Annotated in this window: 3 protein-coding genes; all 3 read left to right on the forward strand. The window is 73.9% G+C overall.

Annotated elements, in window-relative coordinates; genetic code table 11:
• The 3 genes from COUCH_RS37150 (at nucleotide 1) to COUCH_RS37160 (ending at nucleotide 26,195) form a co-directional block, all read left to right on the forward strand.
• On the forward strand, nucleotides 1-24,591 hold the full coding sequence (locus COUCH_RS37150; RefSeq protein WP_249609803.1) for a hypothetical protein: 24,591 nt from the start codon (nucleotides 1-3) through the stop codon (nucleotides 24,589-24,591).
• Nucleotides 24,588-25,181 carry a type VII secretion system-associated protein gene (locus COUCH_RS37155; RefSeq protein ID WP_249609804.1) on the forward strand — a complete coding sequence of 198 codons (594 nt, stop codon included), beginning with the start codon at nucleotides 24,588-24,590 and terminating at the stop codon, nucleotides 25,179-25,181. The genes COUCH_RS37150 and COUCH_RS37155 overlap by 4 nt, the downstream gene beginning before the upstream one ends.
• Nucleotides 25,182-25,304: 123 nt before the next feature.
• On the forward strand, nucleotides 25,305-26,195 hold the full coding sequence (locus tag COUCH_RS37160; RefSeq protein ID WP_249609805.1) for a hypothetical protein: 891 nt from the start codon (nucleotides 25,305-25,307) through the stop codon (nucleotides 26,193-26,195).
• Nucleotides 26,196-26,200: the final 5 nt, after the last annotated feature.

The following is a 26,200-nucleotide window of genomic DNA, read 5'->3' on the forward strand; positions in this document are numbered from 1 at the left end:
ATGCCCGACTTCCACATCCCCAACGACCCCGAATGGCAGTGGGCGTACGACCTCATCCTGTTCGGGGTCGGTGAGCAGTACCCGGAAGCCGACCCCACCGCGCTGCGCGCCATGGGCGACGAGCTGTACCAGTTCGCCGGCACCCTCATCAACGGCATGTACCAGACCGCCAACCTGGGCAACCAGCTCGGCGGCAGCCTCACCGGCCCGGCCGCGGACGCCTTCGCGCAGTTCCAGACGACGATCACGCGGCACGTGCCCACCGGCGGCAACCTGGCCAACCAGCTCGGCGGCAGCTCCTACGAGTACGCCCTGAACTCCGAGAACGGCCAGTACAACATCATCATCGCGGCCTTCACCCAGGTCGTGCAGATCGCCATCGCCATGGCCACCCCCGGTGGTCAGCTCGTCGTGCCGGCCCTGATCAAGATCGGCCAGGAGTTCGTCCGGGCGATCATCAACGCGTTGCGCAGCAGGCTCATGCAGATCCTCGCCCGGATCAGCATCGAGGGCGTCGAGGAGGGCTTCGAGGAGGTCTGGCAGGGGCTCGCGGCCCAGCTGTGGCAGATCGGCGAGGGCAACAAAAAGGGCATCGACGTGATGGACCTGCTCAAGTCCTTCCTCGCCGCCCTGATCACCGCGGCGGGCGCTGCGGCGACCTCCATCATCGGCGGCCACTTCGTACCCTGGGTGAACAAGCACATGTTCAGCCGGGAAACGCTGTCCGGCCTCGGCGAGACCGTCTTCGAGGGCCTCGGCAACATGGCCGTGGGCGGCGGCGGCGACTTCTGGAACCCCGGCACGCTCACGTCCAACTACGTCCACTCGTACCTCGAGCACGGCGCCCACAACCTCGGCAACAACATCATGGGCCCGCCGCAGCTCAACCAGAACCCTCCGCCGTCGAACGCCGACCTGAAGCCCCCGCCGGGCGCCCAGCCGCCGGCCGGCGAGAAGCCGCCGCCCTACTCCCCCAAGCCGGACGGTTCTTCGAACCCCGCGCCCGGGCAGGACTCGCCGAACCAGCCGCCGGCCACCGGCGAGAACCCACCCCCCTATTCCCCGGCCCCGGTGGGCAAGGGCGAAAACCCACCCCCCTACTCCCCCGCCCCGGTCGGCAAGGGCGAAAACCCACCCCCCTACTCGCCGCCGGCGGTGAAGGGTGAGAACTCACCGCCTGTTGCAAAGGGTGACAACCCGCCGCCGTACTCCCCGCCCGCTGCAAAGGGCGAGAACCCGCCGCCTTACTCGCCGCCGGCCGTGAAGGGTGAGAACCCGCCGCCTTACTCGCCCGGCCAGAACGGGCCCAAGGCGCAACTGCCGGAATCGACGCAGAACTCCCCGGGCATCCGGCTCGGCGCCGACCCCTCCGGCGCGCAGACCCCGTCGCCCAACGGCCAGCAGCCTGCCGACACACCCGGGGGGCAGGTTCGCGACGGCGTCGCCCCGCCGGCCGGTTCCGCCAACCCGGCGCCGGTCCAGGATGGACTGCCCGGCTTCGAGACGTCTCCCGCACCTCAGCCGAGCACGGAGTCGCCGTCCCCGGTCGCGGATGACCAAGCTCAGCAGGGACCCACGCAGCAGCAGCCCGGTCAGGACCAGAGCCCGGCCCCCCAGCAGAGCCCGGCCCCCCAGCAGAGCCCGGCCCCCCAGCAGAGCCCGGCCCCCCAGCAGAGCCCGGCCCCCCAGCAGGGTTCTGCCCCGCTTCAGCAGAGCCCGGACATCGCTCCGCCCGCGGCTCAGCCATCGGCTGTGCAGCCGTCGCCCGGTGCAGAGTCCCCTGGGACGCCGGGTCCTCAGCCGGGGGCGAGCAACCCTTCGGCGACCGCACCGTCCACTTCGACCAACCCGGATGTCCAGGTTCCGCAGAACCCGAGCCAGCAGCCCGGTCCCGCACCCCAGACCGGACCCGCGCCCCAGACAGGGCCTACGCCGCAGACCGGACCCGCACCCCAGACCGGACCCGCACCCCAGACCGGCTCGCAGCAGACCGGGCCGCAGCAGACCGGGCCGCAGCAGGTCGCGCCCGAGACCGTCGTGCCGCAGGCTCCCGGGCCGCAGCCGACCGTCGTCGAGTCCGTCGCGCCGCCGGTCCAGAGCGACGCCACCCCCACCCAGGCCGACACACCCTCGGTGCAGACCGACTCACCCCCGATCCAGGCCGACACCTCACCCACCCAGACCGACACACCGCCGGTCCAGGCCGACACCGCGCCGGATCAGAGCGACACCGCGCCGGAGCCGGCGCAGGTATCCGGCCCCGTCCCGGCGGTCGCGCCGCCGGTGAGCAGCACGAGCACGCCGCCGCCCGTCACCGATCTGGTCCGGCAGCCGGACGGCACCTGGACCGCCGACGGCCGGCCCGTCGCGGTACGTCCGCTGACCGGCGACCGGCCGGGCATCGTCCTGGTGTCCGACAACGACTGGGCGAAGCTCGAGAACCGCCCGCTCCTGCCTTCCGGCGCCTCGACGGCGGTTATCGTGCACGGCGCCGGACCTGTCGTGCACGCACCGGTACGCAACCCGGACGGCACCACCGGCACCGTCGCGCTCACCCCGGGGCAGCTCGCGCAGATCGTCGACAGCCCGGGTACCCCCATCGCCCTCGTCTCGTGCGACACCGGCTCCCTCGCGGACGGCTTCGCCCACCAACTCGCCGTAGCCAACCAGGGTGACGTCCTGGCACCCACCTCCGACGTCGTCGTGGGCGCCGACTCCGCCCCCGGCCAGGTCCTCACGGCGGACGCCGAGCCCTGGATGCTCTTCGAACCGGAGAGCGACGAGGCGTGGGACGTCGTCAACGACGTACGCGACTTCGACGGCATCACGTCCCAGGCGCCCGCCGACACCTCGCAGACGGGGGTCACGGCGTACGGCGACACCGCTCAGCCCGGCCCGAACGGCACCGGCGACCGGTCGGCTCAGACCTCACCGCCGCCGCTGCTCGCCGACGTGCTGCCGAGGAACCGGTGGTGGCAGCTCTACCTCGACCCGAGGCACCACGCCGAGGCGCAGGCCGCGTACCCCGATGATCCCGGTTCGTATTACGACCATGACCAGTCGCCCGGCTTCCAGCGCGGCATGGTGGACGCGTACGAGCAGTTCCTCAACAACCCGGCCGTCGACAGCAGCACGCTGAACGCCGCCACCTACAAGCAGATGCACGAGACGGTCACCCAGCATCTGGACCGGCCGCTGGACTGGACGGGCGGCACCAGCCACCAGGGCCGCTTCGTGCGACCCACCTCGTTCCCCGTACGCAATCCCGAGATCAGCCCCGACGTCTTCGCCGACCGCATCGGCGACCGGCCGCTGATCATGGACTTCCACCAGGCCCTGCGGCTCGGCCGGAGCGGCCCGCAACCCGTCACGTTCACCAGCACCATGATGGGCCGGGGCGGGCTCAGCGCGACCGACATGCCGCGCACCATCACCACCAACTACGCCCGCGCCGACGCTCCCAAGCTGGTCGACACCGTCTTCGACCAGTACCGCGCCGAACTGGTCACCGCCGGCACCGACCCGGACGCGAAACTCGCCGCCATCGCCCGTACCGTCCGGACCCTGCACATCACCCATCCCTTCGAGGACGGCAACCGCCGCCTCAACGTCCACGTCCTGCTGCCCAAGCTCCTGCTCGACAACGGCTTCCAGCCCGTCGTCGCGCCCGACATGGACCAGCTGTTCCAGGGCGGCGTCTCCATCCCGGACATCGTCTCCGTCCTGCACGGCTCCCAGCCCTCCACCAGCGACGGCGTCACCCTCTCCGGCACCCGGACCGACCCCCGGTCCCCCACCCCGCCCACCCAGAGCCACCCGACGTCGTCCCCGGCCGGCCCGACGCCCGCCCAGAGCAACCCGACGTCGTCGTCCCCGACGCCCGCCCAAAGCGACCCCACACCGCCCCCGGCCGACCCGACGCCGCCCCCGACCGGCACCGCGCCGGCCACGCAGACTCCAGCCCCCACGGTGTCCGACCTGACGCGGCAGCCGGACGGCACCTGGCTGGCCGACGGCCGACCGGTGGTCGTACGGCCGCTGCCCGACGACCGGCCCGGCGTCATCCTGGTCCCGGACAGCGATTTCGCGAGGCTCGAGAACCGCCCGCTGCTGCCCACCGGTACCTCGACGGCGGTCATCGTGCACGGCGCCGGACCGGTCGTCCATGCCCCTGTCCGCAATCCTGACGGCACCACCGGCACCGTCGCGCTCACCCCGGGGCAGCTCGCGCAGATCGTCGACAGCCCGGGTACCCCCATCGCCCTCGTCTCGTGCGACACCGGCTCCCTCGCGGACGGATTCGCCCACCAACTCGCCGTAGCCAACCAGGGTGACGTCCTGGCACCCACCTCCGACGTCGTCGTGGGCGCCGACTCCGCCCCCGGCCAGGTCCTCACGGCGGACGCCGAGCCCTGGATGCTCTTCGAACCGGAGAGCGACGAGGCGTGGGACGTCGTCAACGACGTACGCGACTTCGACGGCATCACGTCCCAGGCTGCCACCGAGCCGGCCACCTCCACCCACGATCAGACGGGTGTCACCGCGTCCGGCCGCCGCAACCTGCGCCGCTCCACGGTCGAGCAGTCACTGCCGCCGATGACTGCGCGCCAGCGGGCCATGCGCGGCGCCGACCAGAACGATCCGAACACCCCGCCGACCTGGGTCAACCCGCCGCGCACCGGCCCGAACGGCGAGGCGCTCTGGGACGGCACCCGGGCCCGGCTGCATTTCCAGACCGGCGTACGCGACGAGGTCATGAACGACGCGTACGTGGGCGACGACCAGCGGGGCAACCCCCGCTACGAGTGCGCGAGCTGTCACGACGACTTCCCGGCGAGCGACGTCGACATCGACCACATCGACGGCATCCTGTCGTACGTCAACGCCAACACCGACCCGGTCCAGTGGACGGTCGACCTCGGCAACGGCTGGTCCCGTACGGCCGAGGCGATCACCCTGCAGGATGCCCGCGACGCGGCGAACGACGCCCCGAACCTGCGGACCATGTGCGGCTCGTGCAACCGCAGCAGGGGAAGCCGGAGCCAGAGCCGCTTCATGGATTCCAGCGGCGCGCGCTGGGTCGACCAGCCCTCCCGGGCCCAGACCGGCGTCACGATGGGCGTCGACACCCCGACGCCGCAGCCGGCCCAGGTCCTGGAACGCCGCGACGACGGCACCTGGCTGGCCGACGGCCGGCCGCTGCTGATTCGTCCCCTCACCGGCGACCGGCAGGGCATCGCGCTGCTCACCGACGACCAGTGGAACCAGGTCCAGAACCGCACCCTCGTACCACCCGGCACCGGCGGCGCGGTCGTCGTGCACGGCGACGGCACCGTCGTGCACGCCCCCGTCCTGAGCGACCAGGGAGCGGTCACCCTCACCCCCGAGCAGCTCGCCCAAATCTTGCAGGACATCGTTCCCACCGATGCTCCTCTGGCCCTGGTCTCGTGCCAGAGCGCGACATTGCCCGACGGCTTCGCCCAGCAACTCGCCGCAGCCCGCGACGGCGACGTCCTCGCCCCACAGACCGACGTCATCGTCGGCTCCGACACCGCACCCGGCGACGTGCTCACCGTCGACGCCGAACCCTGGCTGCTCTTCGAATCCGACAGCGACCAGCCCTGGGACGTCCTCAACGACGTCACCGACTTCGACGGCATCACCGCGCAGGAGCCCGCCGGGGACACCGGCGTCACGGTGTCCGGCCGCCACGGCCGTCATCTGCGCCGCTCCACGCTCGATCAGTCCGAACCTCCCATGACCGCCCGGCAGCGGGCCCTGCGGGGCAACACGCAGAGCGCAGACACTCCACCGACGTGGATCACCCCTCCGCGCATGGGACCCCGGGGCGAGCAACTCTGGGACGGCACGCGCACCCGGCTGCACTTCCAGACCGGCGTACGCGAACAGACCATGCGCGATGCCTACGTCGGCCGTGACCGGCGTACCGGCGACCCGCTCTACGAATGCTCCAGCTGCCGCGACGCGTTCTTCAGCGATGAGATCGACATCGACCACATCGACGGGATCCTGTCGTACGTCCACGCCAACACCGAGACCGAGAACTGGACCGTCGACCTGGGCAACGGCTGGCGCCGCGACGCCGAGGCCATCACGCTCGCCGAGGCTCGTGCCGCCGCCAACGCCGCCCGCAACCTGCGGACGATGTGCGGGTCCTGCAACCGCAGCCGCGGAAGCACCAGCCAGAGCCGCTACATGGACTCGAGCGGCGCCCGCTGGACCAGCCAGCCGTACCGCGTCCAGACCGGCGTCACCATGGGCGTCGACACCCCGGCCCCGCAGCCGGCCCAGGTCCTGAAACGCCGCGACGACGGCACCTGGCTCGCCGACGGCCGGCCCCTGCTCATCCGCCCCCTCACCGGCGACCGGCAGGGCATCGCCCTGCTCACCGACGACCAGTGGAACCAGGTCCAGAACCGCACCCTCGTCCCACCCGGCACGGGCGGCGCGGTCGTCGTCCACGGCGACGGCACCGTGGTCCACGCCCCCCTGCTCGACAACGAGGGAGCGGTCACCCTCACCCCCGAGCAGCTCGCGCAGATCCTGCAGGACGTCGTCCCGGCCGACGCGCCTCTGGCTCTCGTGTCCTGCCAGAGCGCGTCGCTGCCCGACGGCTTCGCCCGGCAACTCGCCGCAGCCCGCGACGGCGACGTCCTCGCCCCGCAGACCGACGTCATCGTCGCCTCTGACACCGCACCCGGCGACGTCCTGACCGCCGGCGCAGAGCCGTGGCTGCTGTTCGAGCCGGAGAGCGACCAGGCCTGGGACGTCGTCAACGACGTCCGGGACTTCGACGGCATCACGTCCCAGGCACCCACCGGCACCGCCGACGGCGTGACCGTCTCCGGCCGCCACGGCCGTAGCCTGCGACGTTCCACGCTCGACCAATCGGAACCCCCGATGACCGCGCGGCAGCGGGCGCTGCGGGGCAGCACGCAGAGCGCGGACACCCCGCCGACCTGGGTCAGCCCGCCGCGTGTCGGACCCGACGGGGAGGCGCTGTGGGACGGCACCCGCGCCCGGCTGCACTTCCAGACCGGCGTACGCCAGGCGGTCATGAACGACGCCTACGTGGGCCGCAGCCGCCGCACCGGCGATCCGGTCTACGAGTGCGCGAGCTGCACCAACGCCTACCCGGCCGGCGACATCGACATCGACCACATCGACGGCATCCTGTCGTACGTCAACGCCAACACCGACCCGGTGCAGTGGACCGTCGATCTCGGCAACGGCTGGTACCGCACCGCCGAGGCGGTCCGCCTGGAAGACGCACGGGACGCCGCGAACGACGCGCCGAACCTGCGTGCCATGTGCGGGTCCTGCAACCGCAGCCGGGGAAGCAGAAGCCAGAGCCGCTACATGGACTCCAGCGGCGCGCGGTGGGTCGACCAGCCGTACCGCGTCCAGACCGGCGTCACCATGGGCGTCGACACCCCGGCCCCGCAGCCGGCCCGCGTCCTGGAACGCCGCGACGACGGCACCTGGCTCGCCGACGGCCGTCCCCTGCAGATCCGCCCCCTCACCGGTGACCGCCAGGGCATCGCCCTGCTCACCGACGACCAGTGGAACCAGGTCCAGAACCGCACCCTCGTACCCCCGGGCGCCGGCGGCGCGGTCGTCGTGCACGGCGACGGCACCGTCGTGCACGCCCCGCTGCTCGACAACCGTGGGACGGTCACCCTCACCCCGGAGCAGCTGGCGCAGGTCGTACGGGACGTCGCGCCCGCCGGCCAGCCGCTCGCCCTGGTCTCGTGCCAGAGCGCCGCCCTGCCCGGCGGCTTCGCCCGGCAACTCGCCGCGGCCCGCGACGGCGACGTCCTCGCCCCGCAGACCGACGTCATCGTCGGCTCCGACCAGGCCCACGGCCGGGTGCTCACCGCCGGGGCCGAACCGTGGCTGCTGTTCGAGCCGGAGAGTGACGAGGCCTGGGACGTCGTCAACGACGCCGCCGCATTCGACGGCATCACCGCCGAGGCCCCAACCGGCGACAGCGGCGTCACCGTGTCCGGCCGGCGGCCGCTGCGACGCTCGACGATTGAGCAGTCGCTGCCGCCGATGACCGCACGCCAGCGGGCCCTGCGCGGTGGCGGCCAGGGCAGCGCCACCACGCCGCCGGCCGGCGTCGCGCCGCCGCGGACCGGGCCCAACGGCGAGACGCTGTGGGACGGCACCCGCGCCCGACTGCACTTCCAGACCGGCGTACGGCAGAGCGTGATGGACGCCGCGTACGTGGGCCGGGACCGCCGCTCCGGTGACCGCCTGTACGAATGCTCCAGCTGCCGCGACGCGTTCTTCAGCGACGAGGTCGACATCGACCACATCGACGGCATCCTGTCCTACGTCAACGCGAACGCGGACGCGATCCGGTGGGACGTCCACATCGGCAACGGCTGGTACCGCACCGCCGAGGCGATCACGCTCGCCGACGCCCGCACCGCCGCCAACGACGCCCCCAACCTGCGCACCATGTGCGGGTCGTGCAACCGCAGCCGCGGAAGCCGGAGCCAGTCGCGGTACATGGACTCCAGCGGCGCGAGCTGGGTCAGCCAGCCCTTCCGTCCGGGCGTGACGATGGGCGTCGACGCCCCGAGCGTCACGACGAGCCCGTTCGACGACCAGGTGTCGGCCGTACGCCCGCTGACCCGCGCGCAGGACCCGGCGGCCTGCCTCACGTCGCTGCGGGAATTCTCGCTCCTGCAGCACCCGGACGGCCTGAGCACCGGTCGAGCCCGGGACGACTCCACCGTCGGCGCGGACACCGTGCTGCCGGGTATCGCCGACCAGCAGTGGCAGCCGACCAGCACCTGGGAGCACATCGAGGCCGTCCTGCGCGCCGGGCCGCCGCGTTCCACGGCGTACGTCCTCATCGGACGGCCCGGCGACGTGGGGCACGCCGTGGTGGCGCACCACGACGAGCAAGGCCTGCGGTACGCCGACCTCAACCGCGAGACGGACGACCGGGTCCTGCCCACGCCCTCGCAGCTGCCCGCGCCGGTGGACGCCCGCGTGCTCGTCGTCGGTCCGGACGGCCGGGTGCTGAACGAGGCCGTGGCCCCGGCGGAGCCGACCACCGCGCAGGCGCTGGTCGACGCGCCCGGCACCGACGAGCAGGGCGTCCGTTTCGGCGCGATCGGCATCGAGGTGGAGGGCCGCCGCCACCAGCTCACCGGCACCGACGGCCTGGGCTACAACGACGTCCTGGTCAAGCACCGCAGCGGGCTGGTGCAGGTCAAGGTCGACGAGTACCACGCCCGGGACCGCGACGGGAAGCTGACCCGGGACAAGGTCATGCTCGGCGAGGTCGTGGGGGTGCCCGGCAAGGTCCTGGACCGCGAGCACCGGCCCGACCGCCGCGAGGTCACCCGGCTCGTCGCCGACGCCAACCGCAAGCTCGACGGGCTGCGCGAGGGCAGGGAGAAGCCGCTCGCGGAGCTGTTCCCCGAGTCGGAGGGCTGGATCGTCCAGCCGGTCGCCGGGCAGGTGGGCGTCAAGGGCCGCATCCTCAACCCGAAGAGCAACCCGTACGCCCAGTTCACGGTGGGTGTACCGCTGGCCCGTACGGCGAAGTTCCTGCGGTACGTGGCCGACAACTCGTCCCGCCGCGCCATGGACGGTTCGTTGCGCAGCCGCCGCGCGCTCCTCGAGGACGGCCTGCAGGTCGCCGAGGACATCGGCCGGCAGTACCGCGACTGGGCCGGCGACACGGCCGACACACGGGACGCGGACGAGATCGCCGGCCTGCTCGCCGTGATGTACCCGCACGTCGCAGCCCTGATGTTCAGCCGGGTCGGCAAGCTCATGGGCGGTCCCACGCGGCTGATGAAGAGCTACCTGGCGGTGGCCTCGCGGGTGGCACCGAACGGCCTGTACGCCTCGCTGTCGCCGAAGGCCAAGGAGTTCCTCGAGGAGCACGCCGACGACATCCACGCCGCGGTGGAGAAGCAGTTCGTCGCGGCGATGGCCGATCGGCCCGAGGTCATGCGGGCGTTGCGGGACAACGACCTGATCGACGAGGACGGCGGCACCGACCTGCTGTCCGAGCGGATGGGCGACGGCACGGACGCCCAGATCGCCGACTACCTGGACAACGCCCTCCACGAGCGCGGCAAGTACGGCATCCCGTACCTGACCCAGAGCGAGTTCCTGAGTACCCGCTTCGCCGAGCTCGACAGCAACGACGGTCACCTCGCCGACCGGCCGCTCGTGCAGCTGGAGATCCGGGCACTGCGGGCGCACCAGGACCTGGACGGCATGACGCGTACGGTCGAGGACCTCGCCGCGCTGCTGGCGGACCTGGACCAGGAGCTCGGGCCGGTGGACGTACCCCGGGCCACCGCCCAGCTCGCCGCCGAGGCCGCCACGATCGCCCCGGTGCTCGAGAGCCTCGACCGGGCCGCCACGGGCCTCGAGCAGGCCCGGGACCGGATCGAGCACCTCGCCGCGACGGCGGAGACCATCGCCGACCGGGGCGAGACCCGCCGGCACCACCTGGCCGACCAGGCCGGCTCGGCGCGGCGTGGCCAGCGCGCCCTCGACGATCTGATGCGCCGTGAGCAGCTGGCCGACCGGGTGGTCGGCCGGATCCTCGCCCGCACCGACCGGCTGGCGCAGGACCCCGCGTACGCCCCCACCGTCGCGCAGCTGCGGGACCTCGCCGGACGGTACGCGGCCGCGCTTGACGCCGCCCGCAGCGGCTACGACACCGCAGCGGCAGGGACCCGGGCCGCCGCCGCGGACCTGAACCGGCTCACCGCGGCGATGGCGGACGTGGCCACCGACGCCGGGCTGGCCGCCATGACGTTGCGCGAGCTCCAGGACCTGCGCGGCAGCCTCGCAGCCGCCACCGGGGCGGCGCACCGGCTGGCGGAGCAGGCCACCGGGCACGAGAGCGCCTTGGGGCCGGATCCCGCCCCGGCCGACGCCGTCATGGCGCTGCACCAGGTGCGGACCGCCGCGGCGAAGATCCGGGACATCGCGAACCGGGTACGCCGGCAGACGGAGACCCTCGCCGACAGCGCCGGCCGCGACTCCCGGGACGACCTGGCGAAGCTCACCGACGAGGTGCTCCGCCAGGTGGAACGACTCGACGGGCAGTACGACCGCACCGCGGTGGAGATGGGCGCGGCCCTCGCGGCCTACGAGAGCACCATCCCGGCCCGCAACCGCGCCGACGACCTGCTGGAGAACGCGGCCGAGCTCGCCGACGAGCTGTTCGGCCTGGCCGGGTCGCTGGGCATCGACGTGGAGGAGGAGTTCGACTCCGCGCAGGACGACGCCCTGCCGGCCGGGCCGCAGCCGCGCGACGAGGTCGACGACCTGATCGCGCAGTGGACGACGCTGGGCGGCACGGAGATGGCCGCGGAGCCCGGGCCGGAGCCGGACACCCAGCGGTTCTACGACCTCGACGAGGTCGACGTCGTCGTGATGCGCAAGCCCGCGGACGCATCCGGCAATCCGGGTGCGGTCATCGGCGTCGGCTTCCCCACGCGTACGGGCGACCAGCAGCGCTTCGACGCCATGCGGGCCCTCGACGAGGCGCCGCCCGACCACTACGTCCAGGAGCCGGCCGCCGGCACCTCCGACGGCCCGCGGGAGCTCCCGGTGCCGTGGGGCGGCCAGCAGGGCCTCGGCGACCGGCACATGTTCTACGTGCAGGCGCACGCCACGCCCGGCACCTTCGCGATCCGGCTCAAGGGCACCCACGGCAACCCGCCACGCGTGGTCCACGTCGGCGGCGCGCAGCTGGAGCACCTGGTGCATCAGACCCGCGCGCTCGAGCAGAGCCGGTCCGGTGCGCAGTCGCCGCTCATGTTCCTGTCCTGCTCCGCGGGCCGCCTGCACGAGGCCGGTGGCGCGATCTTCGACTTCCTGCGCAGCGCGGCGGACCACGGGCATGCCGGGGAGGCGTACGGCGCCACGCGGACCCTGCACGCCGGCACTCCGATCCGGGTGGCCGACGGCGGCAGCCTCGTCCGGTTCGACAACCCGGACGCGGGACCGTCGAGGGCGCCCGTCGAGGTGGGGGCGGGGCTGCTCATTTCCGACCCGGACGACCCCGGGCTGACCGAGCTCGCCGAGGCGTACCCGGCCCGCGACGACCGGTACGCCGTGTTCAGCCACGCGGACGCGTACCGGCTGCGGCCCGGCGACGACCAGGTCTCCCCGCGGGAACTGGCCGAGCGGATCCGGCGGGACACGTCCTGGGCGAACCGGCCGATCGTGTTGCTGGCCTGCGACTCGGGCGCGGACCGCCGCAACGGTTTCGCCGCCCGGCTGGCGGAGGAGCTGCGTGGCATCCCGGTCTACGCGCCGAACGCCACGGCGTGGGCCACGGCGAACGGCCATGCCGTGGTCACCACGGACGAGCAGGACGCCAACGGCCTGCGGATCCCGGGCCACGTACGGGCGGACACGCGGTTCCTGCGGTTCTTCGCGCCGGTCGCCGAGCCGGGGCAGCCCGCGGGCCCGACGGTCGTCACCGAGATGCCGTACCTGCTCGGCACGGACGCCGACCTCGGTGACGTCAATGTGGACGGCTTCGCCGACGCCGTCCGGGACGACGCCGAGGACGCGCGCCGCGACGCCGACGACCTCGCGGGGGCGCTGCAGCCGGCGGCCGACGAGATCACCCCGCTGCTCGCCGATCTGCCGCGCGCCGAGCAGCTCGTGCAGGAGGCTCAGGAGCTCGCCACCCGTACGCGGGACCTGGCCGACGAGATCGAGCAGGGGCACAGCGCGCTCGGCGCCCGTACGGCCGACCTCTGGACGCAGGCCCGCACCGCCGAGCGGGCGGCGGACCGGGCCGACGAGCGTTTCCCGGGCAGCGACGAGACGCACCACCTGCGACGGCGGGCGGCCCTGTCCCGCGCCGAGGTACGCGTGGCCGACGGTCCGGTGCGGGCGTCCCTCGCCCAGGCCGCCGGCCTGCTGCCGGCCATCGACGCCGCCCACCGCCGCGCCGACCGGGCCGCCGTCCTGGCCGGCGAGGCCCTCGCGCTGCTGGACCGGCTGCAGGCCTACCACGACGGCTTCACGTCGCTGGTCGGCAGCAGCCGTGCCGCCGCGGACCGGGCCGAGGCCGCCGCGCGCGACGCCGACACCCTGCGGACCGCGCCGCCCGCCTCCGACCCGGACCGGCTCCGGATGGCGCAGGCCTACACCGCGGCCCGCAACGCCCACCTCGGCACGGCCAAGGACCGCTTCCTCGGCGCCGACCTCGACGACGAGTTCCGCGACGGCATCGGCGAGCTCGCCGACCGGGCCGCCGAGCTGCGGACCGCCCTGGACGAGGCCACCGCACAGCTGGAGTCCGCGCGGCGTCGCGAAGCCGCGGCGACCGAGGCGCACGCGCAGGCGCTGGAGCACCTCGACGAGGCGCACGAGCGGCTGCGGGCCCCGGAGGAGAGCCTCGCCGAGACCCTGGACGCCGCGGCCGACCTGGGAGTCGAGGAGTCCCCGCCGGCCGGCCCCAGCTCGGACGCCGACCTCGAACCGCCGGCGGACCTGCTCGTCGAGGTGGCCGACACCGCGATGTCCGCCGAACCGCAGGCGCCGGTGCGGCCGTACACCTCGAAGTTCACCGAGGAGTTCGAGCCGATCGGGGTCGCGCTCACCACCGACGGCGACGTCGCCCTGCCGTCGCCCGCAGCGGTCGTGATGGCGCTGCCGCCGGATCTCAGGGAGAGCCGGACCCTCGGCATCGCCGAGCAGCTGCACCCGACCGAGGGCGCTCCGCTGGTGGCGATGATCCGGCGCATCGCCCCCGGCATCGCCGGCCTCGGCACGCTGAGCGAGGACATCCGTCAGGACGTCGACCAGTTCCTGAGCGGTGATCTGGAGAAGACTGAGTTCGGCCGCCCCTACGCGGTCACGGTCGACGGCAAGCCGGCCGAGCTCCTGGTCACCGCGGTCCTCGGCTGGGACGGCATGACCGTCACGCGGCAGCAGACGGACGATCCCGTGTCCGCGGCCACGAAGACGCAGGCCACGACGCGGCACTCGACGCGGCACGCGCGCACCGACCACGTCGAGCCCAAGGCGACCGTCTCGGCGGTCCCAGGGATGATCGCCGGGGTCGGCGCCAACCTGCCCACCCAGCCCGCGACCGTCCGGTCCACCGCGCAGCAGACCCGGTACACGACCACGACGACGGTCGAGCTGGCCGAGCAGGCGGACGTGCGGGTACCGATCTCCTTCCGCGCGACGCTGCGCCTGGCCGACGGCTCGCCGCTGAACTCCGACGGCGAGGACACGGTCCGCGCGGACGGCACGGTCGCACTGCGCGTACCCATGGGCCTCAAGCCGCCGCCGGAACAGCCCGAGGTCACCGCGGACACGCCGCCGCTGGACACCGCGCCGCCGAAGCGGTTCGCCGTGGAGAGCGTCGTGGCCGAGCCGGCCGGGGAGCCGTACTTCGCGCAGGTCGAGAAGATGCTGGCTGAGCAGGGGCTCGGCGACATCACCCGGATCGGCGCGCCCGGCCGCGAGGTGCTGCAGGAGTTCCTCAGCGCCGGCACGATCGGCGACAACCTCGGCCGGATGGTCGTGCACGACCCCGCCGACGAGAACAGGGGCTGGGTGTCCTCCCCGCCGCTGCTGCGCTCGCCCGCGCGCGGCTGGCGCCGGCTGTTCCCCGGCCGCGACCGGCAGCTCCAGATGCGCCTCGTGGCCCGTCAGGTCCAGGTCGTGGAGACGGTCGACAACGCGACGCACATCGACACCTCGTCCTTCGCCGGTGAGACCGCCGACCGCACCTCCGCCGACCGCCCGGTCACCGTGTGGGGCCTGGCCGGCGGCGGCTCGGACATCCCGCCGCTGACCCTGCTCGTCGCGCCGAAGCTGTCCGGCTCCCGGACCGGCGCGACCGTCCAGGAGGTCAAGCAGGAGACCAGCACCCGGCAGACGCTCACCGCCACCGGGCCGGCCGTGCGCTACCAGACCGTGTACGACCTGCAGGTGCGCCCGCTCGGACGGAAGCCGCGGACGCTGGCGGGGGCCGTACGCACGCTGCAGTGGACGACCAAGGACCGGGTCAGGGACACCGCGCTCGACCCCGGGCGGGACAACGCCGGCTGGCGCGGGCGGCGGGGCGCGCAGCGTACCCACTTCGCCCCGGCGCACATCGAGAACGGCGACGGGTTCGGCGGCGCGTACATCGACGACGTGAGCGGCGGCGACCGCATCTACGAGGCGCTCGTCTCCGCGCTGCGCTCGGTGCCCGGGTTCCACTCGTTCACGCTGGAGTCCGACGCGTTCCTGCGCACGTTCGGCGACCCCGACCTCGCCAAGGGCCTCACCGAGACCGTGCAGGCGATCCTGTCGCGCGACTCCGAGGCACGCTCGAACCTGTCCAACCGCCAGCTGCGTTACCTGCTCGACCGCATCGTCGGGCCGGGGCTGGAGATCCCGCTCGTCAAGCGGGACAAGCTGTTCACGTACACGTCGGTGGTGACGCTCGGCGGCCGGCTCGCGGAGCTGTCCGACGGCGACCTCACCGACCGCGGCGCGCTGCACACCGACCACAAGCGGAAGAACAAGACCACGACGACCGCGGGTCGCGAGCGTACGCGCACCACGGAGCTGAGCCTCGAGGCGCGCGTCCTCGGCCGGGTCGGCCAGGCGATGTCCACTTTGCTCGGCGGTCCGCGGGCCGCGTACACCCGCAGCCGGGGCCACGAGATCGGGCTGAGCCAGGGCCACGTGGCGGACTCCCGGCACGGCCCCGCGCTGGACGCCGACGGCGAGTTCGCCGGTCAGGACATGCGCGAGTTCGCCGCGACCGTGCAGGCATCGGTGTCGATCCGGTCCAGCGTGCGCACCAGCGAGAACGCCCGGCACCTCACCCCGGGCCGCCCCGGCCGGCACCTGCCGAAGGAGATCGGCCGGCTCGACCACCGCCCCAAGGCGTTCCCGCTCAGCGTGCGGATGCTGATCCCCGAGCACCGGGTGACCACGACGACGCCGCCCGCGCTGCCCAGCACCGCCCCGGTGGGCCGCGAGTGGCTCACCGATCCCGGCCCGGTCAGCGAGCTGAGGGGCGGCTACCCGCTCCGGCTCGACGGCGTACGGGTCGAAGCGGTCCGCGGCGTGGAGCACCTGCAGGAAGCGGTCCGGGAGACGGCGGTCGAGGCGGCCGGCGACGACGTCTTCGCGTTCCCGGACGGGCGGAACTCCACGGTGATCGCCAACACCGTCTCGCCCGAGATGCTCATGGGGGACCCGAAGATCTTCAGCCGCCCCATCGCGCTGAGCAACCTCGGGCACGACCGCCGGGCCTCGCTGGCCGACGCGGACGTGCGCATCTCGCTGCGGCCCACCCGGCCCCGGGAGCTGACGCCGGCGGAGCTCGAACGGGTCAAGCACGGGCTCTCCGGTGGCGCGGCGGTCAGCGCGAAGCGCGGCCGGTCGTACGAGGTCGCCGCCTCGGTGACCGGGGTGCCGGTGGTGTCGGGCCCCGGAACCGTGGCGGACGGTGTGACGGCGAACCCCGTCGGCGTCATCGTGGGCTCGTACACGCCGTGGCAACGCACCTGGGGCAGCATCCGCGAGCTCGCGGTGTCCGGCGTGACGAAGCTGCGCCTCGCCGGGCGCCCCACCGGCCACATTCCCGTGCTGGTGGATGTCGAGGCGCAGGTCGTGGCCGAGGCGAGGCACCGCAGCCACCTCGATCCGCTGAAGGTTCTGCCGGCCTCCCCGCGCGGCTCGGCCGGGCAGCGGTTCACGATGCCCGGTGCGTGGCTGATGTGGATGACGCCCGCCCAGCTCGCCGATCTGCGCCGGCACGACGACGAGGTCCGCCGGCAGCGCGACACCGACCGGCTGCAGGAGCGGCACCGCGAGGAGGCGGCCCGGCAACAGGACGACTTCAGCGCCGAGCGCGACGCGCTGCGTACCGACCATGATGGACGTGCCGCGGGCCTGGAGCGCCGGCAGCGTGCGGAGGTGCGGGACGCTCGCGACTTCGCCGACCGGGTCCGCCGGGACACCCGCGAGGGCGAGCGCGAACTGCGGCGTACCCATGCGGAGGCGCTGCGGGCGCTGCGCGCGGAGGTCCGGCGTTCCGGCGCGGCCCCGGACGACTGGAGCGGCGTCCGGCGGATCGCGGCGCTGCGCCTGGACCAGGCCCGCGAGCTGCGGGAGTTCCGCGCGAGCGCGGCCCGCCGCGAGCGGGCCGTGACGGCGGCGGTGACCGGCCGTCCGGACCGGCAACGCGACGAACGCCATGAGGAACAGGCCCGGCAGCGCGCCGAGGCCGACCAGCTCCGGGTACGCCAGGAGGAGCGGCACGCCGCCCGGATCCACCGGCAGCAGCGCGAGACCGACCTGGTCCGCGAGGCGCAACGCGAGCGCGCCCGGCAGCTCGCGGGCCCGGAACCCGAACCGGCCGCACCGCCGCAGGGCGACATCCCGGCGGCCGTGTCCCCGGGCCGGCCCGCGTCGATCGGCCTCGGCGGGGTGTTCACCCCGCTGGACCTGTCCGACGTCGTCGCCGACCTGCGCCAGGAGATCGCGCGGGAGGTCGGGCGCACCGAGGGGCCCGCGCGCGGCCGGGAGGTCGCGTACGCCCTCCTGCCCGTCTCGCCCCTGGACGAGCCGCACGACAACGTCCGGATGCTGCAGACGTTCCTCGGCAAGGCCGATCACCACCTGGGCAGTGCGCTCAACGGCGGGCGCAGCCTGCCCATCCGCCTCGAGGGCCGGGTCCGGGGGCACACGTACCACGTCACGCTGAGCGCCGAGTTCCTGCGGCAGCCGCGCTTCGCCGGAATCGAGCACACGACCGAGCTGTCGGTCAGTGACAGCGCCGCCATCCGCAACGCGGACACCCGTACGCGCGGCCGTACGCTCGCTTCCTTCTCGGTGATGGCCCGGGCTCAGGGCGCGTGGACGGAGAGCAACCCCGATCCGGGTCAGGGCCCGGCGAGCGGCTTCCTCGGCGGCGGGTACGCGGGTACGGCCAACCTCGGCGTCCGGTCCGACAAGGACACCGAGCACACGGCGCCCTCGTTCGAGCAGACCCTGACCACCAAGGGGCCCGTCGCCCGGTACGACGGGGAGCTGCGCCTGACGGTCACGGTCACCGGCGACGCCCTGCCCGAGGCCGGCGCCGTCGTGACCACGCAGCGTCCCGTCGAGGTGCACACCCTGCCCGGCGACACCCGGCCACGGCCGGTGGGTGAGCGGCCGCTGGGCCACGCCGAGCCGTCGACGCCCGTACCCGCACAGCAGTTGAGCGACGGCGCCCGTACGCGATGGCGCACCGCCGAAGGTGAGCACGACACGCTGCCGGAACGGGGCAAGTTCGCCGTCGAGCACGTGCTGTTCGACGTCGCGGAGCTGCACACGGCCGCCGCGGACGCCGTGACCGGCTCGGGCGCCCACGTGGACGAGGCCACCCGGACCGCGCTGCGCGACGCCATCACGGTCAGCACCGTCAAGGCGGCGCTCGCGGGCGGCATGACCGGCGGCCGTTTCGTGGTGCCGCTCGGCAAGGCGGGGCGCGACCTGATCGTCGACGCCCGGCTGCGGCCGCGGCCCCGGTTCGCGCACGCCGACGCCCGCATCGAGCTGGCCGGCGAGCTGGGCAACGAGCGCGGCCGTAAGCGCGAGCGCACCACCGGCAACACGTTCGCGGTCAAGGTCAACGGGCCGGTCGCGGGCGGCGGGGTCAACCACCCGTCCGGCGCCACCCAGGTCGGTGAGCGTGCCGACTTCGGGGCCGTCAACGCGTCGACCTTCTACGAGCAGCCGATCTACACCTCGGATCCGGACCGCACGCTCAAGCTCGAGAACAAGCTGCCGGGCGACGGCACCACCGCGCTGCCCGAGACGCCGGCCGGCGACGACCCGCTCACCCGGAGCCTCGCGTACGACGTGGAGTTCCGCGTCATCGCCCGCTCGACCGACAGCGCGGCGAAGCACCGGGCCGGCCGGGAGGTACGCGTCCACGACGCCGCCACCGTCCGGATGCCCGACGCGGAGGCGAAGGCGCGTACCGGGTCGGATCTGCCCCCGGCGCTGCGGACGGCCGCCCTGGACGTCGCCCGGCGCGGCGAGGAATGGTCGGCCGCGGTGGACCGCCGCGACACCCTGCTGCACCGTCCCCAGCCCGATCCGGAGCAGGTCGAGGCGGCCCAACGGGCCGTGTCCGAGGCGGAGAAGGCCTGGTGGGCGGCGCACCGCGAGCACGAGGCGCAGCTCGACGCCGTACGCGCCGACACCGTCCGCTCCCACCCGCGCGCCGTGCCCGACATCGACTCGGAGCCCCTGCCGGAGCCGGGCATTTCGGTGTCCCGGGCTCCCGGCCGCGTGGAGGTGTCCCGGGCTCCCGGCCACCCGGACCTCGACCGGCTCAACCGGATCGCGTTCACCCGGCTCGTCGACGCCACGAACGTGGTGATCGGCGTGACGTTCTCCCAGAACCCCGAGGTACGCAGGGAGATCCGCCGCTGGGCGCAGTCGCGGACCCTCGCCGAGCACACCCACTACGGCGTCTACCGCGGCGCGATCCAGCCGGACCAGCTCCCGGTGCACCGGCCGGCGCCGTACGCCCGCGCGAACGGCAGGCGCCCGTTCTTCGTGCACTTCGACGACTCCCCCGAGGGCGTGCACGGCGCCGCCGGGCGCTGGAGCGGACGTCCCACGTACGTCGACGGCGTGGAGGTGGCCCAGCTCCTGCAGGAAATGGACCTGATGGACCTGCGCACCGCCGAGAGCCGGGACAGCATCGTCGTGCTCGCCCCGGAGACGGGCAGGTACGACGAGGGCCTGGCCGGCCGGATGCTGGCCGAGGCGGTGTCGGCGTACGGCTACCAGGGCAACGCGTACGCCCCGACCACCACGATGTGGACGACGTCGGGCGGGCCGATCCTGGAGCACGACGGCCGGTTCCGGGAGATCGTCCCCGGCTCGCTGCCGGCCTCCGCGCTGCACGAGACCGAGCCGCCGGTGGTGGACTCGGTGAACCCCGACGACGTCGACGTCATCGAGCTGAAGGACGCCCGCGGTACGGCGTTCGGCGTCGCGTTCCCGCTCGACGTGGATGACCGCCGCGACATCCTCGACCACCAGGACGCCCTGCGCGCCGGCACGTACGAGTCGTACCCCGGCCCCGCCGGCGACGGCATGCCGACGGTCAGCCCGGTGCCGTGGCGGGGCGTACCGCTGACCGTGCTGGCGGCGAACGGCCGCGACGGCCACGCCAAGATCATGGTTCGCGGGCGCGGCCCGGTGCGGGTCACCGGCAAGACGCTCGCCGCGGTGGTCGCTGCGCGGGCCGCCAAGGCCGGTGTGACCTACTCCGTCACCGAGCCGGTCGTGCTGTGGTCCCGGGCCCCGCACCAGCTGGGCAAGTCGTTCGGCCGGGAGCTGCGCCGGCTCGCCGGGCACCGCGGGCCGATCTACGGGCCGGAGACCGGCTACACGCTCGGTTCCCGGGTCGCGCTCGAGAACGGCGGTTCGCTCGTCGAGGTGGGTCCCGGGTCGTCGCCGTCCGGGCCGGCACCCGCCCCCGCCACCGCCTCCACCAGTCAGGTTCCTCCCCCGCCGCAGCAGCCGCAGCCCGCGCCGACCCCCGCGGACACCGAGCCGGGCGTCGAGGAGGTGAACGGCGTCAAGGTGGTCAAGCTGCGCGACGCCGGTGGCCGCAGCGTCGGCATCGGTTTCTGGAACCGCCCGGGCGACGTGCAGCGGTTCCGCGACCGGGTGCGCGAGCTGAGCGCCGGCCTGCCGGCCACCTACATGCGCTTCGCCGACGAGCGCGGCCAGGTGCAGGGCAGCCCGCACCCGGCGCCGTGGCTCGGCCGGATGCGCGCCGGGCGCCGGCCGTTCTTCGTGCTGGGCGAGGGCAACTCCGACGGCCTCACGGTCCGCGCGGACGGCCGGCCCGGCGAGCTCAAGGGCGGCCGGGTGCTGGCCCGCGTCGCCCTGGCCGCCGGGGTCTTCGACCAGCACCCGAACGGACGCGGCGCACCCGTGCTGTTCCTCAGCTCCGAGGCGGGCGCCGTCCAGGGACCGGGCGGGTTCGCGCACGACTTCATGAGCCGGCTGCAGCAGCAGGAGAACTACACCGGCGAGGGGTACGCGGCGACGGACCAGATCCTGCAGTCCGGCGCCCATCAGCTGGGCGTGGCCCGGTGGGGCGGCATCGTCACGGTGTCCCCGCACGTGGCGCCGCCGCCGGCCGCCGTACCGGAGTTCGTGCCCGGCGCCGCCGTGGACCCGGACGCCGACCTGCCGCCGGAGTCGCCGGACCTCAGCCCGGCCGCGTCGCCCGTGGCGGCCCCGGCCGACCCGCTGGACGACCCGGACGACCTCGACACGCTGCCCGGGCCGGCCGTCGCGCCGCCCGCACCGGCCGGCGTCTGGCTGAACCTCGCCGACGTGGAGTCCGACAGCCTGCGCAACCACCGGAACGAGATCGTCGGCGTCGGCTTCCCCACCGGGGCGACCCGGGCCGAGCGCCAGGCCGAGCGGGACCGGATGACGGACACCACCGTCCGGCTCGAGAAGTCGAACCTGCGCAGGTACGACGTCCTCGAGCCGGCCGGCAACGGCCGGTTCCGGGTGCTGCGGACCCGGTCCACCCCGTGGGCCAGGGAGGGCAGCCTGCGCGGGCGCGAGATGGTCTATGTCCATTCCGAGCCGGACCAGGGCCGCTTCGTGGTCCGCCTGAAGTCCGGGCGGTTGCAGCACCTCACCGCCGCCGAGTACGCCTACCTGATCGCGCAGACCCCGGCGATGCGCCAGGCCCGGGACGGCGCGAACGCGTCGATGTTCCTGCTCGGGGCGGGCACCGGCGCCACCCCGGCGCTGGGCGAGCAGGTGCTGGCGACGCTGCGCGCGTGGGGCCACCGCGGTAAGGGGTACGCCCCGAACGGTGTGCTGCGCGTGCCCCGCAGCGCCGACCAGCTGATCGCCGTCGTGGGCGACCGCACCACCGAAGGCGCCCTGGTCACCCTGGATCCGGCGGCCTCGGCGACCCCGCCGGCTCCGCCCACCGGCCAGCCGGGCGGCAGCACCCAGCCCAGCACCGGCACCGGCACCGGCACGCAGCCCAGTACGGGCACCCAGCCCGGGCCGGCGAGCGGCGACCCGGTGCCGCCGGTCGTCCCGGCCGGGCCGATGGCGCTGGCCGACGTCGACCACGTCGACTTCCGCAACGCCGCCGGCGACGTCATCGGCATCGGCTTCTACCGGTCCGAGGACGAGCGCAAGCGGATGCAGCGCTTCGCCCGCATCGCCGACGGCAGCGGCGAGAAGCTGCGCTGGTACGACCGGATCAGCCGCGGCCCGTTCAACCAGGTGGTGAAGACCCCGTTCGGCGGCAAGGACCGGCTCGGCGACGGCCGCCGGTTCATCTTCGTCGACGCGCCCGGCAACGCCCGCGAGTTCACCGTCCGCAACCGGGTCACCGGCCGCACCGAGCGGCTCAGCGGCGCCGAGCTGGGCGACCTGATCCTGCAGAGCGAGGCGCTGCGCCGGCCCCGCTCCGGGAAGAACACGCCGTTGCTGCTGCTCAGCGACTCGGCGGGACGCCGGCTGCGCACCGGCGGCGCCGGCTGGGACCTCATGCAGCGGCTGCGCCGCGGCGGCCACCAGGGTGAGGCATACGGCGCCACGGAGGAACTGCGCAAGCAACCGGACTCCCCGCAGAAGATCGGCGTCTACAAGGGACCGGACAAGGACGGCCGGATCGTCCGGATCGACCCGCCCCGCACCGACGGGCAGCAGCCGGTCACGACGCCGGCCGCCGCGCCCGCGCCTCCCGTGGCGCCACCGGCCGCACCGCCCACGGCGCCCGGAGGACCGACCCCGCCGGGTGGGAACCCACCGCCGGTTCAGCCGCCGCCGCCCGACGCGGGCATCGACCCGGCGACCGCGTTGCAGGACCCGTCCCGGGCCCCGCTGCGCCCGCTCAACAGCACCGACCGGGTCCTGCTCACGCCGTTCCGCGACCGCAGCGGCAACGTCCTCGGCCTCGGCCTCGGCATGACCGACGCGCACACCCGGCAGATGGAGGCCGAGACCGCGGTCACCACGGCGGACAAGTACAAGTCCCGCGGCCGGAACGGCAGCCAGACCCTGGACACGCCGTGGGCCAACGACAACCGCCGTCCGCTCTCCGTGCACGGCAAGACCGACGGCCGCGGCAACATGCTGGTGGAGGTCCAGGGCAAGGGCGCGATCCGCGTACCGCTCAAGGACGTCGCGGGCATCGTCGCGCGCAGCGGCCTGGTCCCTCAGGGCCAGACGCGCACGGTGTTCCTGGTGCCGTCGCGGATCGGCAACCACGCCGACGACTTCGCCGACGAGCTGCGCAACCAGCTCGGCCGGGGCGTCACCGTCGTGGCGTCCACCGGCCGCAACCGCATCGCCGGCCCGCGCCTGACGGTGGAGGGCGGCAAGCTCAAGACGATCGGCCCGGTCGCGCCGCCACCCGCGCCGCCCGCGCAGCCGGGACCGTCGCAGAGCGGCCAGAAGTACGACCTGAAGGACGTGACCTACTTCTTCAGCCACAACAAGCGGAACCACGAGACCGGCATCGCCTTCCCGATGAGCCGGGGCGACTACCCGTCGATGCAGGACTTCCCCAAGTTCATCGACGAGGACAACTTCGAGCACTACGAGTCGTTCCACGGCGAGAAACGCACGAGCGGCTACACCGTGATGGCCATGCCGAAGCACGGCCGCCGCGCGCACTGGGAGGGCGAGGTGGTCTACGTCGACTGCCACGCCAGCCCGCACACGTTCGGCATCAAGCTGAAGAACGGGCGGACCGCGTCGGTCAACGGCACCGAGATGGCGCACATCGTCTGGCAGTCCGGCGTGCTGCACCGCTCCCGCTCCGGCATGCGCTCGACCATCTTCTTCCTGTCCTGCTCGGCGGCGCGCAAGGACAAGCCCGGCTACGCCATCCACGACTTCATGCAGGCGGTGTGGTCGTGGGGCTTCCAGGGCAACGGGTACGGCGCCGAGCAGACGCTCTGGGTGCAGTACCCGCACAGCATCGCGCACACGTTCGGCTTCTCGGAGAAGCCGATCGGCGTGAGCTACCGGGGCATCATGCGCGAGTTCCGGCCGGCCCGGCCCTCCGGCGGCACCGCGGGACCGTCCGCTCCCCCGGCCGCCCCGGCCCCGCAGCCGGCCGCCTCCACCACCGCGCCGACGTCGTCCGTGCCGCCGGGCGTGAACGTCGTCTACGCGTCGCCGAACAACTCGACGACCTCGCTGCCCGGCACCGGCCAGCCCACGTACCAGTACGTGACGCCGGGCACCGCGTACGGCGGCTACACCACCTACACGGTGACCCCGGGACAGCCGTGGGCCGGGCCCACGTACACGACGTACCAGCCCACCACCTACGCGACCTACTACGTGCCGGGTGGCACCACGCCCGCGCCGCAGTTCACGTACGTTCCCTACACCGGTGGCTTCGGGCCCCCGGGCACCCGCGGCCTGACCGTGGACGCGGGAGAGCACCTGTCGGTGTCCCGCACCTGGGGCCCGTCCGGGCTGCCGGCGGTGCCCGAGGAGACGGCGGAGGAACTGGCCGAGGAGATGGCGGAATGAGCGACGAGACCTTCGAGAACTACTTCGTCATCACCGACCCGGCGTGGGAGCCGGAACCCGGGACGGACAGCGACCTGCCGCCGATCGAGGCGGTCGTCGGGGTGTGGCCGGTGGCCCCGGACGGCTCGGTCGGCCGGTTCCGCCCGAACCCCGACTACTTCCCCACCGACGTCGACTCGCCGACGGACCCGCTCGACGCGCTCCTCCGCCTCACCGCGGCCGGTACGGCGGACGCCGGGCAGCTGCAGCTGATCCTGCGGCAGAGCCTGTTCGACATCGCCATGAACGGCGACGGCCGGCCGATCCTGCAGCCCTCGCCGGACGACGTGCTGTGCGTACTGCTCGCCAGCAGCGGCAGCCACCGGCGCGACCTGAACCTGCCGCTGTGGCGGCGCTGCGACCTGGAGGCCCTGGTCACGCTGCTGGCCGACGACGTCGACGTGCTGGTCAACCCGAGCGGGCCGGCCATGACGCGGCTGTCCGGCGGCTTCGTCCGCGCCGCGTTCATGGCGAGCGACGACGAGCTCACCGCGGCGTTCGACCGGGCAAGCAACCACAAGGTGGCCCTGGTGCCGTGGGAGGCGAGCTGAGGTAAGAACGGGTCCCGGAGCGCCGACGTTGGGGCACGACCGGCCGCGGACCGCCGGGGCGGCCCGGGCACCGTGGTCGAATGGCTGCCGGACATCGCACGCCGACGACCACGCGAGGACGGCATGACGGAGGACGCCGAAGCCGCCCGGCTGCACCGGGAGTTGCTGCTGCTGGCCGGGCGGGCGCCCGACGACGTGCTGGCGCGGGCCCGGCTCACCCTGGCCGAGGGCGGCCTGCGGACCGTCGCGGCGGTGGTCGCCGAGCAGTCGGCGGGACGGGCCCGGTCGCCGTACGCCTTCGTCGCCGAGCTTCCCGCCCCCGGCCGTACCCCGGCCCTCGTCCTGGACCTGACCACCGGCCCGGACGTCCGCGACCCCGTCGACCGCGGCGCCGCCCGGGCGCTGGTCCGGGTCCCGGAGGCGGTGGCCCTCTGGCGAGCCTGGCGGGTCCTTCCCGGCCTCGATCCGGCCGTCGTCCCGCCGACCCGCGTGTACGTCCTCGAGGCGTCCACGATCGCGTCCCTGCCGGCCGTCACGGCGGTGGTGATGCGCGCCCTGATCCGCGCCGGTGTGCCGGATCCGCAGGTCGAGGCGTACCCGTCCGGCGTCGAACCGCCCGCGTACCAGCGGGGCGCTCGGTCGGCTTCCGCTCTGCTGTGGACGACCGGCGAGGCGCCGCCCGTACGCATCGCCGAACCGCTGACCCGCGACCCGATCGCCGAGGACGAGCGCGACAAGGTCTCGTACCTGGAGAGCGGCGCGATCGTCATGACGACGACGCGCCGGGGCACCGACCCGGTGGAGCCGGGGCGGGGTGCCGTCGTGCCCATGGGCCACCGCACGGACGGCCGCTGGGTGTGGACCGAGGCGACCGCCTACTACCTGCGCGTGCACGGGCTCGCGCCGGACGCCGGCCTGCTCGCCGACATCCGGTCCGCCGGGTACGCACCCGCGCCGGCCGGGCCTGTCGGCACGCACCGGGCGCTGGCAGCGCTGCTCGGACAGGGGGAATGACCTGA

This window comes from Couchioplanes caeruleus, from assembly GCF_023499255.1.
In the GTDB taxonomy this organism is placed as follows: domain Bacteria; phylum Actinomycetota; class Actinomycetes; order Mycobacteriales; family Micromonosporaceae; genus Actinoplanes; species Actinoplanes caeruleus_A.

Bases quoted from the DNA above. Each gene is read 5' to 3' on its own strand.
- COUCH_RS37150 (WP_249609803.1), top strand. From the start codon at position 1: ATGCCCGACTTCCACATCCCCAACGACCCCGAATGGCAGTGGGCGTAC.
- COUCH_RS37155 (WP_249609804.1), top strand. From the start codon at position 24,588: ATGAGCGACGAGACCTTCGAGAACTACTTCGTCATCACCGACCCGGCG.
- COUCH_RS37160 (WP_249609805.1), top strand. From the start codon at position 25,305: ATGACGGAGGACGCCGAAGCCGCCCGGCTGCACCGGGAGTTGCTGCTG.